Raw genomic sequence first — 14,124 nt, forward strand, 5'->3', positions numbered from 1 at the left:
AGGAGGCATGACGATGGACGAATACGAGGAATTCAGGAACCTGGCCCGCGCCGTGGTGGGACAGCTGCACGCGAAGGGGAAGGCGAGGACGACCGTCTCCCATGAACGGGTCACCGTCGAGGGCTGGATCGTGGATCACGGGAACTCCTACAGTTCGGAGACCCGCTACTCCCGTGCCCTCGGGGACTGGAGGGAGGTCTGGGGGAACAACGACCAGATCATCCTCGGTACGGATGCGGAGCTCTACTCGTACTCCTGGGGGGCCGAGGAGGGCGGACATCCTGTGGTGACCGAGAGGCACAGCTCACTGAGAAGGCTGGAGGCCAAGGATCTGGTCGGCCGCGAGGGGGCACCGTTCAGTTCCTACACGGAGAAACTGAAGCGTCTCCGCTGGTCCTGAACATCCGGCGGAGCGGTGTCTGCGGGTCAGCGGGTCAGCCGGCGGGCGGGTCAGCGGGCGAGGGAGAGGGCGAAGGGCGCGAATCCGTCGGCGCGGATCACGTGCGGCACGAACAGGATCGCGGCCTCCGTGGCGCGGGCGGTACGGATTCCGCCGAGGTCGGTGATCCACTCCTTGCGCCAGCCGAGGTCGGTGAGCAGTTCGCGGACGGTCCGCTTGGCCTGCGGGTCCTCGCCGGAGAGGAACGCGGTCGGCGGCTGGGACAACATGGCCGGCGCGGTCATCACCGGGAAGAGCATGGTGTTGAGCGTCTTGACGACGCTGGTTTCGGGGAGCGCCTCCTGGAGCTGCTCGGCGAGGCTGGAGCCGGGGTGGAGCAGGTCGGCGGGCAGTCCGTCCGGACCGTCGGTGGTGGCGTTGGAGACGTCGACGAGGATCTTGCCCCGCAGTTCGGCACGTAGGGCGGTCATGCGCTCGAGTGAACCGGCGCCCGGTGTGGCGTTGATGACGATCCGGGCGCCGCGGGCGGCGTCGGCGGCGGCGCCCGGGGTGCGGTCCGCCACGGTGACCTGATGTCCCGCCCGGGTCAGGGCGGCGGCCAGGTTGCCGCCGACGCGGCCGTTCCCGAGTACGGCGATCTCGTTCATATCGATGTCTTCCTCTTGGTCTTTCGGATGCTCGTGAAGGGGTCAGCGGGAGAGCGTCGAGGCGGCTTCGGCGTGGATGCCGGGTGCGGCAGCCAGGAAGCTGTCGCTCTGCGGGGTCCAGGGGCGGCCCTCGGCGTCGGAGATCCGGCCGCCGGCCTCCAGGACGAGCAGTGCGCCGGGGAGCAGGTCGGCGCGGGCGCCGGCGAACTGCCAGAAGGCGTCGGTCCTGCCGGCGGCCACGTTCACCAGGTGCAGGGTCGCGGGCACGGCGGTGCGAACGACGAGTGCGTCGAAGAGCATCGCGGTGATCGAGCGGCCGACGCGCCGCACGACCTCCGCGTCCTCGTCCGGCCGGGCCTGGCTGGTGGCGACGATGCTCAGGTCGAGGTGCGCGGTGTCGGAGACACGCAGAGGCCTGCCGTCGAGGTGGGCGCCCGCTCCGGCGAGCGCGGTGTAGGTCTCTCCGGCCAACGGCAGGTGGACCACGGTGAGTACCGGCCGGTTGTCGCGTACGAGGGTGGCGGTGACCGCCCACTCCGGCAGGGCGTGCAGGTGGTTGACGTTGCCTTCGGCCGGATCCACGACCCACCATTCGCCGGACGGCAGCGCGCCCCCGTCGAGTTCGTCCTCCACCCAGCCGGCCTCCGGGCGCAGGTGGGTGAGGCGGGGGCGCAGGATGGCGAGGGCGGTGTCGTCGTTGGCGGCCAGCGCGTGCATCAGCTCTTCGCGGGTCCGGTGGCGGACGACCTCGCCGAAGCGCTCGCGCAGCGCCGCGCCCGCCGTTCGCACGGCGAGCACGGTCTGGGCGAGCAGGTCGGCGTCGGAGGTGGGAACGGAGACCGGGACGGTAGCGGTCTGCAGGGTTTCGGACATGGTGGTGCTCCTGTCTCGGGCGGGGGTCGGTGAGGTCGGCCGGGCCGATCCGCGCGTTCCGTCGCGCGCTTTCACCTCAACGGTAAGGAGCACCATCGTTAACTTCAAATGCATGTCAGGAACGATTAGCATTACTCACATGCAATTGGATCTGAACCTGCTCACCGCGCTCGATGCGCTGCTGGAGGAGGGCAGCGTGGCCGGGGCGGCCGCGCGCCTGCACGTCACCTCCCCCGCCATGAGTCGGAGCCTTGGCCGCATCCGGCATACGACGGGGGATCAGATCCTGGTGCGCACCGGCCGCACGATGACCCCGACGCCCTATGCGCTCGCCGTCCGGGCGCAGGTGCACGAGCTGCTGCACCAGGTCCAGGGGGTCCTGGCGCCGAGTCGCGCACTCGATCTGGCGATGTTGGAGCGCACGTTCACGCTGCGCTGGCACGATTCCCTGGTCGCCCTGGGTGGACCGGCGCTGCTCGCGGCCGTGCGCGTACAGGCGCCGGGGGTGCGCCTGTGCTTCGTCGCGGAATCGAGCGTCGACACACCCGGGTTGCGCCGCGGCGAGGTCGACCTGGAGGCGAACGCCAACCGCCCGAGCGCACCGGACATCCGCGCCGAGAACGTGGGCCAGACCCGCCTCGTCGTCGTCGTGCGACGGGGCCATCCCCTGACCCACGACAGCACCCTCACCGCGGAGCGGTACGCCGCGGCCGAGCACGTCACCGTCTCGCGACGCGGGAACTTCGGCAACGCCCTCGACGACGCCCTCGCACGACTCGGCCTCACCCGCCGCGTGGTGGCGACCGCGCCCACCGAAGCGGCCGCGTTCGCGTTCGCGCGCGACTCCGATCTGGTGATCAGTGTCCCCGAAGCCGTCACGCGCTCCACGGTCGCCGACCTCGGCCTGGTCGTGCTCCCCCTGCCGCTCGAACTCCCCTCGGCCCCGGTCTACCTGTCGTGGCATCAGCGGTACGACAACGACAACGCCCACGCCTGGCTACGCGGGCTGGCGCGGGACGCACTGACCGCGTGCGGAGCACCGTAGGGGGCGATTACCTCCGAGGTAATCGCACCGCCCGACCACCCTCGGCTACCTTCGCGGTCATCACTCACCCCGGACCGAAGGAGCCCCGTGGTGCCCGCTTACGGCTTCGCCCATCTCCGCAGCCGTCGGAGTCACTCCGACGTCGTCGAGTACCTGGAACGTATCCAGGCAACCCTCGACCCCTTCTCAGGTCGCTTCGTCATCCACGGGCCGCCGGCGGAGGTCGTGGAGGGCACGTGGCCCGGCAGCATGGTGCTGATCGAGTTCCCCGACCTGGCCGAGGCCCGCGCCTGGTACGGCTCTCCGGCCTACCGCACCATCCTGCGCCTGCGTACCGACCACATCGAGGGCGACCTGCTGCTGATCGAAGGTGTCGGCCCGAACTACCACCCGGCCGAACGGGCCCGCACGCTGCGGGCCGAGGCAGACCGAGCGAACAGGTCGACCCCGTAGGCCGCCCTGCGCGGTGCCGATCGACCCACGGTTCCGTCGGGGTCAGCGGCGTACGCGTGGCATGCCGAGGCCGATCCAGGAGATGATCTCGCGCTGGATCTCGTTGTTGCCCCCGCCGAAGGTGAAGATCACGGCGCTGCGGTAGCCGCGTTCGAGTTCGCCGTGCAGGACCGCGCCCGCCGAGCCGTCCTTGAGGGAGCCGGCCGCGCCGACGATCTCCATCAGCCAGGCGTACGCGTCCCGGCGGGCCTCCGAGCCGTACACCTTCACCGCGGAAGCGTCCTGCGGCGTGAGGGTGCCTGCCTGGACCGCGCCCACCATCTGCCAGTTGAGCAGCTTCATCGCGTCGAGCCGGGCGTGGGTGCGGGCGAGGCGGCCGCGGACCCAGGAGAGGTCGATGACCCGGCGGCCGTCGGCGAGTTTGGTCGCGGCGGCCCAGCGCTGGACGTCGTGGAGGGCCCGGATGGCCATGGTGCCGTGGGCGGCGAGGGTGACGCGTTCGTGGTTGAGCTGGTTGGTGATCAGGCGCCAGCCCTTGTTCTCCTGGCCGACGCGGCGGCTCGCCGGAACGCGGATGTTCTCGTAGTAGCTTGCGGTGGTGTCGTGCGAGGCGAGGGTGTTGATCAGGGTGCAGGAGTAGCCGGGGTCCGAGGTCGGTACCAGGAGCATGGTGATGCCCTTGTGGGCCGGGGCGTCCGGGTCGGTGCGAACGGCGAGCCAGACCCAGTCCGCGGTGTCTCCGTTGGTCGTCCAGATCTTCTGTCCGTCGACGACGTAGGTGCCGGTCTCCTCGTCGCCCTCGCGGACGGCTTTGCACCTGAGCGCCGCGAGGTCGGTGCCGGCGTCGGGCTCGCTGTAGCCGATGGCGAAGTCGATCTCGCCGGCGAGGATCTTCGGCAGGAAGTAGGCCTTCTGCTCCTCGGTGCCGAACTGCATGATGGTCGGCCCGACCGTGTTGAGCGCCATCAGCGGCAACGGGACGACGGCCTGTGCGGCCTCGTCGAAGAAGATGAACTGGTCCATCGGGGTCATCCCGCGGCCGCCGTACTCCTCGGGCCAGCCGACCCCGAGCCAGCCGTCGGCGCCGAGTCGGCGGATGGTGTCCCGGTAGAAGCGCTTCTGGGCTGCCGGGTCCTCGTAGCGGGCGTAGACGTCCTGCGGCACGAGCTCGGCGAAGTACGCACGCAGTTCGGTGCGCAACTGCTGCTGCTCAGGCGTGTATTCGAGGTGCACGGCCCCTCCGGGGTTCACGGTCCAACCGGGCGCTGTGGTGGCGGCGGTCAGAGTAGAACCTGTTACAAGAATTCGGAAGGACCCGGGCGTCGGCCGTTCGAGGCCGGTGTTCATAATCGCCATCATGACGAGCCCACGCAGCAGAGCGGAATTTTTCGTCGAGCCCGAGCGGGACGGCCGCTTCAGCGGCCCCGCGACCGGGGACGAGCGGCAGATGCTGGTCGCCTTCCTCGCGGACCAGCGAGCCACCCTGGAGCTCAAGTGCATCGGGTTGGAGGCCGAGTTGGCACACCGGGCGGTGGAGCCGTCCACGCTCTCCCTGCTCGGACTGGTACGGCACCTGGCCGATACGGAGCGCCGCTGGTTCCGGCTGGTCCTGGCGGGCCAGGACGCGCCGCCCCGCTTCTCCTCGGCGGAGGAACCCGACGGGGACTTCGACGGGGCCCTCGCCGACCCCGCGGCGGTCGAGGCGGCCTGGGAGGCGTGGCGCTCCGAAGTGGCCTTCGCCGAACGGTTCGTGGCCGAGGCGCCCGATCTGGACGTCGAGGCCGTCGACACGTGGCGCGGGAAGGTGTCGCTGCGCTGGGTGCTGATCCACATGGTCGAGGAGTACGCGCGGCACAACGGGCACGCCGACCTCCTGCGCGAGCGGATCGACGGGGCCATAGGCATCTGAGCACACGAGTCGACTCCCGACCGACCGGAATCGCACCGACCGGAATCGCATGTGCGGTTCGGCCGTCTGACGCACAATGGGGGGATATGGACATCGACGCATGGCGCCGCGAGGACCCCGAGTTCACGCGCGCGGTGACGCAGATCCACGAGCCCGGCGCCCTCCCCACGGACCCCGAGATCCCGGCCCGGCACGCGTACTGGGAGCTGCTACCGGGGGACGTGCGGGCCCGGCTGCTGGAGAAGGCCGGCCGCTGCCTGACCTGGTGGGCCGGGCCGGATTCCGAGAGGCGGCCCGCCGCGCTGGTGGTCGGGGACCGCGGGCTGTGCCGGGTCGGCCAGGTGCTGCGGGACGGAGTGCCGGAGTTCCGCGGGCGGCGAGCCCGGGTGGAGCCGGGCTCGCTGCACAGCCGGTCCTTCGACGGGAGTCCGCCGGCGGACGGGCGGGCCACCGCCCCGGGCCTGCCGGGGGCTCCGGTGGTGCGCATGGAGCTGGACCGGGAGGCCCAGGGGGTGCTCGGCCATTTCCCGCTCCCCGTCCAGGACTTCCTGCAGCGGCCCTTCCTCACCGGGGAGGACGGCGTCACCGCCGACTGGTACTACGACGAGACCGTGGAGCCCGACCGGACCATCTGGTTCGTCGCCCTGGTCCTGTCGACCGGGCACGCCGTGACGCTCGCCGAGGGCACCCGCACCCTGGACCGGGGCGCGCGCCCCGACCAGGCCCGATGGCACGGGATCCAGTACCACCGGGCCCGCCTCGTACCGCGCTGACCCCCGCCCCGGGAGTACGGGAGTACGGGAGTACGGGATGTCAGGTGAAGAGGTACAGGACGTCGAAGTGGACGAGGTCGCGGTCCGCGTCGAAGAGGTACCGGCCCGTCGGAGTCCCGTCCGAGGGCTGCTCGGCGGCGCCCCGGCCGTTGGCGTACGCGTCGAAGCCCGGACTGTGCTGCCAGGTCGCGGCGGCGGGCAGGTACTGCTTCAGCGCGGCAGGCAGGTCGGACGGCGCACCACCGGCGGCGAAGGCGTGATCGGGCTTGCCGGTGATCGCGGCCGCCCCGCCGGCCGGAAGGCGGGCGAGCCCGACCACCCGGATCCGCGAGTCGGGGCTCGGGATGCCCCGGTCCCCACCCTTGTCGTCGATGTCGTAGCCCAGCCAGTGCGCGTCGGTCAGCTCGCCCAGGAACGGCCCGAGCCGCCGGTTCAGCGGCTCCAGGTCGGTACGGACCTCGAGACGGGTCCGCGGCTCCGGCCACAACAGGTAGGTCATGCCCGCACCCACCGTCAGCAGCGGGAGGCCGGCGATCAGCAGGAATCGGCGGCGGTTCGTGTGTCCGCGCTGCGTGTCCATGATCGCCGTCCCCCGTACCCCGTACCCCGTGACCCGTGGCCGGTGACCGGTCATCTGCCACCGACCACCGGTCACCGGCCACCCTCAGTTCAGGGCGCCGATCATAGCCGTAGCCGTCGCCGCCATCGCTGTACGGGCCGCCGTCAGGTACGGCCGGGGGTCCGCCGGGGTCAGGTGGGTACGGATGGCCTCGGTCATCGCCACATTGAGCGCGGTACCGATGTTGACCTTGCGGATGCCGCCCGCGACGGCCGCCGCGAGTTCCGCGTCCGGCAGCCCCGAGGACCCGTGCAGGACGAGCGGCACGTCCACGGTCTTGGTCAGCCGGGCCAGCAGCACATGATCCAGGGCCGCGGTCCGGCTGGTCATCGCGTGGCTGCTGCCGATGGCGACGGCCAGGGCGTCGACCCCGGAGTCGGCCACGAACCGCCGGGCCTCGTCGGGATCGGTACGGGCACCGGGCGCGTGCGGGTCGAGCGGCGCGGCACCGTTCTTGCCGCCGACCTCGCCCAGCTCGGCCTCGATCCACAGCCCGTTGGCGTGTGCCCAGTCGGCGGCGGACCGGGTGGCCTCCAGGTTGTCGGCGTAGGGGAGTTGCGCGGCGTCGTACATGACCGAGCTGTATCCGGCGTCGCAGGCCTGCCGGAGCAGCTCGGGGCTCTTGACGTGGTCGAGGTGCAGGCCGACGGGGACCCCGGCGGCCTCCGCGCACGCTCCGGCGGCCCGGGAGATGGGCAGCAGCCGCCCGTCGCGGAACTTCACGGCGTTCTCGCTCAGTTGGAGGATGACCGGCAGACCGGCCGCCTCGGCCCCGGCGACGACGGCTTCGGCGTGCTCCAGGGTGATGATGTTGAAGGCGGCGACGGCCCGGCCGGCCGCGGCCGCCTCCAGGACCAGGTCTCCGGCACGGACGAGGCTCATCGGACGGCCTCCTCGCCGGTGGTGAGGATGACCGAGCGCGTGAGGTTGCGCGGTGCGTCCGGATCCAGCTGCCGGTGGGCGGCGACGGAGAGGGCGAGACGGTGCACGCGGACCAGTTCGGCCAGCGGATCGAGCCCTCCGGGCACCCATTGGGAGCCGGTGGCCCGGACCTGTTCGGCGAGCCCGTCGGGAGCTTCGTCGAGCGACCACGTGACGGTACCGGGCCCGGAGACGCTGATCGGCCCGTGCCGGTACTCCATCGCCGGGTAGGACTCGGCCCAGGACAGCGAGGCCTCGCGCATCTTCAGCGCGGCCTCGTGGGCGAGTCCTACGCTCCAGCCGCGGCCGAGGAAGGTGAACTGTTCCCGGCCGGCGATGTCGGCGGGCAGCGGCTCGACGAGGGCGGTCCGGGCGTCGGCGACCGCGGAGGGGGTGTGCAGTCCGACGTGGGCGCGCAGCAGGGTGAGCGCGGTGGTCGCGAAACGGGTCTGCACGACGGACTGTTCGTCGGCGAAGTCGAGGACGACCAGCTCGTCCGCGGCGGTCATCACAGGGGTCGCCGGATCGCCGACGACCGCGGTCGTGGGGACGCCCGCGTCGCGGAGCCCGGCCAGCAGGTCCAGCACCTCGGTGGTGGTGCCGGACCGGGTCAGGGCGATGACCCGGTCGTAGCGGCGGTGGCGCGGGAACTCGGAGGCGGGGAAGGCGTCGGTCTCGCCCTGGCCGGCCTCCTCGCGCAGCACCGCGGCCGCCTGGGCCATGTAGTACGAGGTCCCGCACCCGACGATCGCGGTACGCTCCCCCGGCTGCGGCAGCACCGCCCGCCGGGCCGGGGCCAGTTCGGCGGCCCGCTCCCAGCATGCGGGCTGCGTGCCCAACTCGTACGCGACGTGACTCATGCAGGCTCCCTCGTGCGGCAGGCGGCTCTGAAGGCTCGATTGCGTGTTCCTGCAAGGTAGCGGCCGGTTTCACGCAACTTCAAGCATCCACGACGGGAGCGGCTGAGTTAGTGTCGCCGGGTGGGCCGACGGGACCGCCGGAAAACGCCGTGGACACGTGGAACGCCGTGGAACGCCGTGGAACGCCGTGGAACGAATGACGCAGAGCATCGAAGGGGGCGGCCGATGACCCGCAAGGAGCGCTGGCAGGCGCTGCTGGATCTGCTCGTGGAGCGGGGCGAGTTGGAGGTGGAACCGGCGGCGGAGACCCTCGGCGTGTCCGCCGCGACCATCCGCCGGGACCTCGACCAGCTCTCCGAGCAGCAGTTGCTGGTCCGTACGCGCGGCGGAGCCGTGCTGCACGGGGTCTCGTACGAACTCCCGCTCCGCTACCGCACATCGCGCCGCGCCGCCGAGAAGCAGCGGATCAGCGAGGCGGTGGCGGCCCTGATCACCCCGGGCGAGGTGATCGGCCTGACGGGCGGCACCACGACCACCGAGGTGGCGCGGGCCCTGGCCGGGCGCCCTGACCTGGCCCAGGGCTCGCCGGCGCTCACGGTGGTGACCAACGCCCTCAACATCGCGGGAGAGCTGGTGATCCGGCCGCAGTTCAAGATCGTACTGACGGGCGGGGTGGCCCGCCCCCAGTCGTACGAGTTGACCGGCCCGCTCGCCGAGCAGGTGCTGGGCCAACTCGCGGTGGACACGGCGGTGCTCGGCGTGGACGGCTTCGACCCGACGGACGGCGCGGCGACCCGCCACGAGGACGAGGCCTCGATCAACCGTCTGCTGTGCGAGCGCGCCCGCCGGGTGGTCGTCGCGGCCGACTCCAGCAAGCTGGGCGTCCGCGCGTTCGCCCGGATCTGCGCGACGTCGTCGGTGGACGTCCTGGTGACGGACACCGGCCTGACGGCGGAGGTCGCCGGGGAGTTCGCGGCGGCGGGCGTGGAGGTGCTGCGGGTGTGATGCCGAGGCGGCGGAGCCGGGAGCCCTCAGGGGGTGTCCACCGCACCCGTCCAGGCGCGCGGGGGCGAACGCATGTGCCCGGGGCAGCTCTCAGTGGGCCGGCAGGCGCTCCGATTCCCGGACCAGGGCCGCCAGGACGGGCGCGATCAGCGGGTGGGTCTCGCCGCCGCGGCGGGTCGCCGCGAAGACGCGGCGGGTGGCCGCCGGGCCCGTGACCGGGCGGACCTGGACCTCCTTGAGGTCCATGCCGCGCAGGGCCGAGCGCGGGACGAGGGCCACTCCGGCCCCCGCGCCCACCAGCGCCGTCACCGCGCGGAAGTCGTCCGAGGAGTGCACGAACCGGGGCTGGAAGCCGGCCAGTTCGCAGGCGAGCAGCGTCACGTCGTGGCACGGGTTGCCGGGGTACTGGCCCACCCAGTCCGAGTCGGAGAGCTCGGCCAGCGACACCGCGGGCAGGTCGGCCAGCGGATGCCCCGAGGGCAGGACCGCGTCGAAGGGTTCCGCGTACAGCGGGAGGACGGACAGTCGGGCGTCGTCGGCGCCCGGGCCACCCCGGTACTCGACGGCCAGCGCGAGGTCCGCCTCGCCGTCCAGCAGCAGCGGCAGGCTCTGGTCGCCCTCGGCGTCCCGGACCCGCAGCCGGATGCCCGGCCGTTCCAGCGCGAGCCGGGCGATGGCCGGGGCCAGTACTTCCGCGATGCCGGTCGCGAAGGCGGCGACGGTGACCTCGCCCGCCGAACCGCCCGCGTACGCCGCGAGTTCCGCCTCCGCCCGCTCCAGCTGGGCGAGCACCTCGTGGGCGTGGCCGAGCAGGATCTCGCCGGCCGCGGTGAGCCGTACGCCGCGCCCGCTGCGGGTGAGCAGGGCGTGGCCCGTCTCCTGTTCCAGCGCCGCGAGCTGCTGGGAGACGGCGGAGGGGGTGAGGTACAGGGCTGCGGCCGCGGCGGTCACCGTTCGGTGGTCCGCCACGGCCCGCAGGATGCGCAGCCGGCGGGGGTCGATCACCCCACCATTGTCTCAGGGTGCGCAGGCCCCTCCGACCTCGTGCTTCCCTCCGACCTCGTACTTCCCTCCGACCTCGTGCTTCCCTCAGGCCCCAGCGGTCCCGAGGGCCGCACGGGCGTCGATGAAGGCGGCCACGGCGCGCTCGACGTCGCCCGTCGAGTGGGCCGCGGAGAGCTGGACGCGGATGCGCGCCGCGCCCATCGGCACCACCGGGTAGGAGAAGCCGATCACGTACACGCCGCGCTCAAGGAGCAGCTCCGCCATCCGGGCCGCCTCGGCCGCGTCGCCGATCATGACGGGGGCGATGGCGTGGTCGCCGGGCAGGACCTCGAAGCCGGCCTCGGTCATCTTCGTGCGGAAGAGCGCGGTGTTGGCGGCGAGGTGTTCGCGCAGGTCACCGGCGGACTCCAGCAGGTCCAGGACCTTGAGGGAGGCGGCTGCGATGACCGGGGCGAGGGAGTTGGAGAAGAGGTACGGGCGCGAGCGCTGGCGCAGCAGCTCCACGATCTCGGCGCGCGCCGCGACGTAGCCGCCGGAAGCGCCGCCCAGGGCCTTGCCGAGGGTGCCGGTGATGATGTCGACGCGGTCCATGACGCCGTGCAGTTCGGGGGTGCCGCGGCCGCCGGGTCCGACGAAGCCCACCGCGTGCGAGTCGTCGACCATGACCATGGCGTCGTAGCGGTCGGCCAGGTCGCAGATCTCCGCGAGCGGGGCGACGTAGCCGTCCATGGAGAAGACGCCGTCGGTGACGATCAGCTTGCGGCGGGCGCCGCCTTCGGTTGCTTCCTTCAGGCGGGCTTCGAGCTCGACCAGGTCGCGGTTGGCGTAGCGGAAGCGGCGGGCCTTGGAGAGGCGGATGCCGTCGATGATCGAGGCGTGGTTGAGGGCGTCGGAGATGACCGCGTCCTCGGCGCCGAGGAGGGTCTCGAAGACGCCGCCGTTGGCGTCGAAGCAGGAGGAGTAGAGGATCGTGTCCTCCTGGCCGAGGAAGGCGGAGAGCCGCGCCTCCAGCTCCTTGTGCACCTCCTGGGTGCCGCAGATGAAGCGGACGGAGGCCATTCCGTAGCCCCAGCGGTCCAGCGCGTCCTTCGCGGCGGCGACGACCTCGGGGTGGTCGGCCAGCCCCAGGTAGTTGTTGGCGCAGAAGTTGAGCACCTCGCCGGCGGCGCCGCCCGAGGTGACGGCGACGGCCGCGTTCTGCGGGGTGCCGATCACGCGCTCGGGCTTGTGCAGGCCGGCGGCGCGGATCTCGTCGAGGGTGGAGCGCAGGTCCTCGCGGACGGTCTCGAACATGGTGCGGTTCTCCTTGTGCGGCGGAGGGCGACGAGGGAGGGGGCCGGGCCCCGCGGAGGGGGGGAGGGTTGCGGGGCCCGGCCCGAGGGAGATGGTTCGTGGGTGCGGCGGCCGGTCCGGCGGGGCGGTACGGCAGCCGGACCGGCGCGGCGGGGCCGGTGAGGCGTCGGGTTACGCCGTCCAGTCCAGGATGATCTTGCCGCTGCGGGCGGTCGACGCCTCGTCGAAGGCGGCCTGGAAGTCGCGGTGCGAGTAGCGTCCGGTGATGACCGGGCTGAGGTCGAGCCCGCCTTCCAGCAGTACGGTCATCGCGTACCAGGTCTCGAACATCTCACGGCCGTAGATGCCCTTGATCGTGATCATCGAGGTGACCACCTTCGCCCAGTCCACCGGGAACTCCTGGGCGGGCAGGCCCAGCATGGCGATCCGGCCGCCGTGCGTCATGTTGTCGATCATGTCGCGCATGGCCTCGGCGCGGCCGGACATCTCCAGGCCGATGTCGAAGCCTTCGCGCAGCCCGAGCTTGGACTGCGCCTCGGCGATCGAGGACTCGGCGACGTTGACGGCGAGGGTGGCGCCCGCCTTGCGGGCGATCTCCAGGCGCTCGGGGCTGACGTCGGTGATGACCACGTTGCGCGCGCCGGCGTGCCGGGCCACGGCCGCCGCCATGATCCCGATCGGGCCGGCGCCGGTGATCAGTACGTCCTCGCCGACCAGCGGGAAGGACAGCGCGGTGTGGACGGCGTTGCCGAACGGGTCGAAGATCGCGGCGACGTCCAGGTCCACGGCGGTGCGGTGCACCCACACGTTCTGGGCGGGCAGGACCACGTACTCGGCGAAGGCGCCGTCGCGGCCGACCCCGAGGCCGATCGTGCTGCGGCACAGGTGGCGGCGGCCGGCCAGGCAGTTGCGGCACTTGCCGCACACCAGGTGGCCCTCGCCGCTGACCAGCGCGCCGACCTCGATGTCCTGGACGTCCGCGCCGAGCGCCGCGACCTCGCCGACGAACTCGTGGCCGAGGACGAGGGGGGTCTTGACCGCGCCCTGCGCCCAGCCGTCCCAGGCACGGATGTGGAGGTCGGTTCCGCAGATGCCGGTGCGCAGCACCTTGATCAGCACGTCGCCGGGGCCGTATTCGGGCTCGGGGACGTCCATGAGCCACAGGCCGGGTTCTGCCTTGTGCTTGACGAGTGCCTTCATGGGGTGGCTCCAGGCATGCGGAAGGGTACGCCGCGGGCGGATGGGCCCGAACGGCGGCGGTGACGTGCACCAATCTGCCGATCGGCGCGGTGATCAGTCCATCGAGACTTTCTTAAGCGGGTCGACAGCACAGCTTCACGCCTATGCTCCTCCCGTGACGGGGAAGGGGCACGCGCCGGCGACGGCGCGGGGAAAAGGGGAGGTGAGGGGCGTGCCGAGTCTGCGGAGCCGGGCACTGTCGGTGGCGCTGTTCGCGGCGGGACGGCGAAGACGGTACGCGAGCGCGGAGGCCGTCCGGGCCAGGGTGGCGGAGTCCGCCCGCAGGCCCGCCTCCCATCTGCCGCCGCGTTGGCTGGGGCGGGTCGCCGACATCTCGCGGACCTTCGTCGGAGCCTGGCCGGTGTACGACGTCTCCCCGCTCGGGGCGGAGCCCGCGGCCCATGTGCTCTATGTGCACGGCGGCGCCTACGTCGACGAGTTGGAGCGCCCTCACTGGGCGCTGATCCGGACCCTGGTCACGCGGGCGCGGGCGCGCGTCGTCGTGCCGGCGTACATCCTCGCTCCGCGCGGTACCGCCGACCGGACCGTCCCGGTCGCCACCGACCTGCTGAGCGGCCTGATCGCGAGCGGCGGCTCCGGCGCGACGGTGCTGATCGGGGACTCGGCCGGGGCCGGGCTGGCGCTGGCGGCCGCTCAGCGGCTGCGCGACCGCGCCGGGGACCAGCCGTCCCGGATCGTGCTGATCTCGCCCTGGCTGGACGTGAGCGTGAGCCATCCGGACCAGGCGGCCATCGAGGCGGCCGATCCGCTGCTGGCCCGCCCGGGGCTGCTGGAGGCCGGTCGGTTGTACGCCGGGACCCTGGCCGCCGAGGATCCGCGGGTGAGCCCGCTGCACGGCGGCTTCGCCGGGCTGGCGCCGATGACGGTGTTCACCGGGACCCGGGACGTGCTGACCACGGACAGCCGTGAGCTGCTGCGCCGGGCCCGCGCGGAGGGTGCCGAGGTGGAGTTCCACGAGGCGGCGGGACTCCCGCACGGGTACCCGCTGCTGCCCGTCCCGGAGGGGCGGGCGGCGCGCGAGCGGATCGTCGAGCTGATCAGGTCGACGGCGGAGCTCTGAG

The 14,124-nt window shown here is 72.3% G+C and carries 16 protein-coding genes; 7 read left to right on the top strand and 9 right to left on the bottom strand.

Going from position 1 to position 14,124, the window contains the following annotated elements; translation table 11 throughout:
* The first annotated feature begins 13 nt into the window (after window positions 1–13).
* Entirely contained in the window at window positions 14–400 is a 387-nt protein-coding gene (locus tag ACGFYY_RS06600; RefSeq protein ID WP_393707413.1) for a hypothetical protein, read from the top strand.
* Window positions 401–450: 50 nt separating this feature from the next.
* Here ACGFYY_RS06600 and ACGFYY_RS06605 read toward each other — a convergent pair whose 3' ends face one another.
* Together ACGFYY_RS06605 and ACGFYY_RS06610 are read right to left on the bottom strand one after the other, a co-directional pair.
* Window positions 451–1,047, bottom strand: a complete 597-nt coding sequence (locus tag ACGFYY_RS06605; protein WP_393707414.1) for an NADPH-dependent F420 reductase — start codon at window positions 1,045–1,047, stop codon at window positions 451–453.
* A gap of 42 nt (window positions 1,048–1,089) precedes the next feature.
* Window positions 1,090–1,920: an inositol monophosphatase family protein gene (locus tag ACGFYY_RS06610; protein WP_393707415.1), complete on the bottom strand. Its 831-nt coding sequence runs from the start codon at window positions 1,918–1,920 to the stop codon at window positions 1,090–1,092.
* Window positions 1,921–2,059: 139 nt separating this feature from the next.
* Between ACGFYY_RS06610 and ACGFYY_RS06615 the strand changes: the two genes are divergently transcribed.
* Both ACGFYY_RS06615 and ACGFYY_RS06620 read left to right on the top strand, forming a co-directional pair.
* Window positions 2,060–2,965 (top strand): LysR family transcriptional regulator, encoded by a 906-nt coding sequence (locus tag ACGFYY_RS06615; RefSeq protein WP_393707416.1) that lies wholly within the window; start codon window positions 2,060–2,062, stop codon window positions 2,963–2,965.
* Between the two features lie 90 nt (window positions 2,966–3,055).
* Window positions 3,056–3,418 (top strand): DUF1330 domain-containing protein, encoded by a 363-nt coding sequence (locus tag ACGFYY_RS06620; protein ID WP_393707417.1) that lies wholly within the window; start codon window positions 3,056–3,058, stop codon window positions 3,416–3,418.
* Between the two features lie 42 nt (window positions 3,419–3,460).
* On the opposite strand, the gene ACGFYY_RS06625 is transcribed toward ACGFYY_RS06620, so the two are convergent.
* Window positions 3,461–4,651 carry an acyl-CoA dehydrogenase family protein gene (locus tag ACGFYY_RS06625; RefSeq protein ID WP_393707418.1) on the bottom strand — a complete coding sequence of 397 codons (1,191 nt, stop codon included), beginning with the start codon at window positions 4,649–4,651 and terminating at the stop codon, window positions 3,461–3,463.
* Between the two features lie 124 nt (window positions 4,652–4,775).
* Here ACGFYY_RS06625 and ACGFYY_RS06630 point away from each other — a divergent pair, with 124 nt between their 5' ends.
* Together ACGFYY_RS06630 and ACGFYY_RS06635 are read left to right on the top strand one after the other, a co-directional pair.
* Window positions 4,776–5,327, top strand: coding sequence for a DinB family protein (locus ACGFYY_RS06630; protein WP_393707419.1), 552 nt, complete (start codon window positions 4,776–4,778; stop codon window positions 5,325–5,327).
* An 86-nt stretch (window positions 5,328–5,413) separates the two neighbouring features.
* Window positions 5,414–6,100 (top strand): hypothetical protein, encoded by a 687-nt coding sequence (locus ACGFYY_RS06635; protein WP_393707420.1) that lies wholly within the window; start codon window positions 5,414–5,416, stop codon window positions 6,098–6,100.
* Between the two features lie 40 nt (window positions 6,101–6,140).
* On the opposite strand, the gene ACGFYY_RS06640 is transcribed toward ACGFYY_RS06635, so the two are convergent.
* From ACGFYY_RS06640 to ACGFYY_RS06650, 3 genes are all read right to left on the bottom strand, one after another.
* Window positions 6,141–6,680 (bottom strand): hypothetical protein, encoded by a 540-nt coding sequence (locus tag ACGFYY_RS06640; protein WP_393707421.1) that lies wholly within the window; start codon window positions 6,678–6,680, stop codon window positions 6,141–6,143.
* A gap of 84 nt (window positions 6,681–6,764) precedes the next feature.
* Window positions 6,765–7,601, bottom strand: coding sequence for a class II fructose-bisphosphate aldolase (locus ACGFYY_RS06645; protein ID WP_393707422.1), 837 nt, complete (start codon window positions 7,599–7,601; stop codon window positions 6,765–6,767).
* Window positions 7,598–8,500 (bottom strand): SIS domain-containing protein, encoded by a 903-nt coding sequence (locus ACGFYY_RS06650; protein ID WP_393707423.1) that lies wholly within the window; start codon window positions 8,498–8,500, stop codon window positions 7,598–7,600. The genes ACGFYY_RS06645 and ACGFYY_RS06650 overlap by 4 nt, the downstream gene beginning before the upstream one ends.
* Before the next feature lie 225 nt (window positions 8,501–8,725).
* On the opposite strand from ACGFYY_RS06650, the gene ACGFYY_RS06655 reads away from it, so the two are divergent.
* Window positions 8,726–9,505: a DeoR/GlpR family DNA-binding transcription regulator gene (locus tag ACGFYY_RS06655; protein ID WP_393707424.1), complete on the top strand. Its 780-nt coding sequence runs from the start codon at window positions 8,726–8,728 to the stop codon at window positions 9,503–9,505.
* Between the two features lie 90 nt (window positions 9,506–9,595).
* On the opposite strand, the gene ACGFYY_RS06660 is transcribed toward ACGFYY_RS06655, so the two are convergent.
* The 3 genes from ACGFYY_RS06660 to tdh form a co-directional block, all read right to left on the bottom strand.
* Complete coding sequence (locus ACGFYY_RS06660) at window positions 9,596–10,510, bottom strand: LysR family transcriptional regulator (protein WP_109781967.1); 915 nt, start codon at window positions 10,508–10,510, stop codon at window positions 9,596–9,598.
* 84 nt (window positions 10,511–10,594) lie between these two features.
* The gene (locus ACGFYY_RS06665) at window positions 10,595–11,803 is read right to left on the bottom strand and encodes a glycine C-acetyltransferase (protein ID WP_393707425.1); all 1,209 of its coding nucleotides are present in this window, start codon (window positions 11,801–11,803) and stop codon (window positions 10,595–10,597) included.
* 171 nt (window positions 11,804–11,974) lie between these two features.
* Complete coding sequence (gene tdh / locus ACGFYY_RS06670; protein WP_365277353.1) at window positions 11,975–13,003, bottom strand: L-threonine 3-dehydrogenase; 1,029 nt, start codon at window positions 13,001–13,003, stop codon at window positions 11,975–11,977.
* Window positions 13,004–13,214: 211 nt separating this feature from the next.
* Between tdh and ACGFYY_RS06675 the strand changes: the two genes are divergently transcribed.
* On the top strand, window positions 13,215–14,123 hold the full coding sequence (locus ACGFYY_RS06675) for an alpha/beta hydrolase fold domain-containing protein (RefSeq protein ID WP_393707426.1): 909 nt from the start codon (window positions 13,215–13,217) through the stop codon (window positions 14,121–14,123).
* The last annotated feature ends 1 nt before the right edge of the window (window position 14,124 follow it).

The sequence above is a fragment of the Streptomyces sp. NPDC048331 genome, assembly GCF_043201215.1.
Lineage (GTDB): Bacteria > Actinomycetota > Actinomycetes > Streptomycetales > Streptomycetaceae > Streptomyces.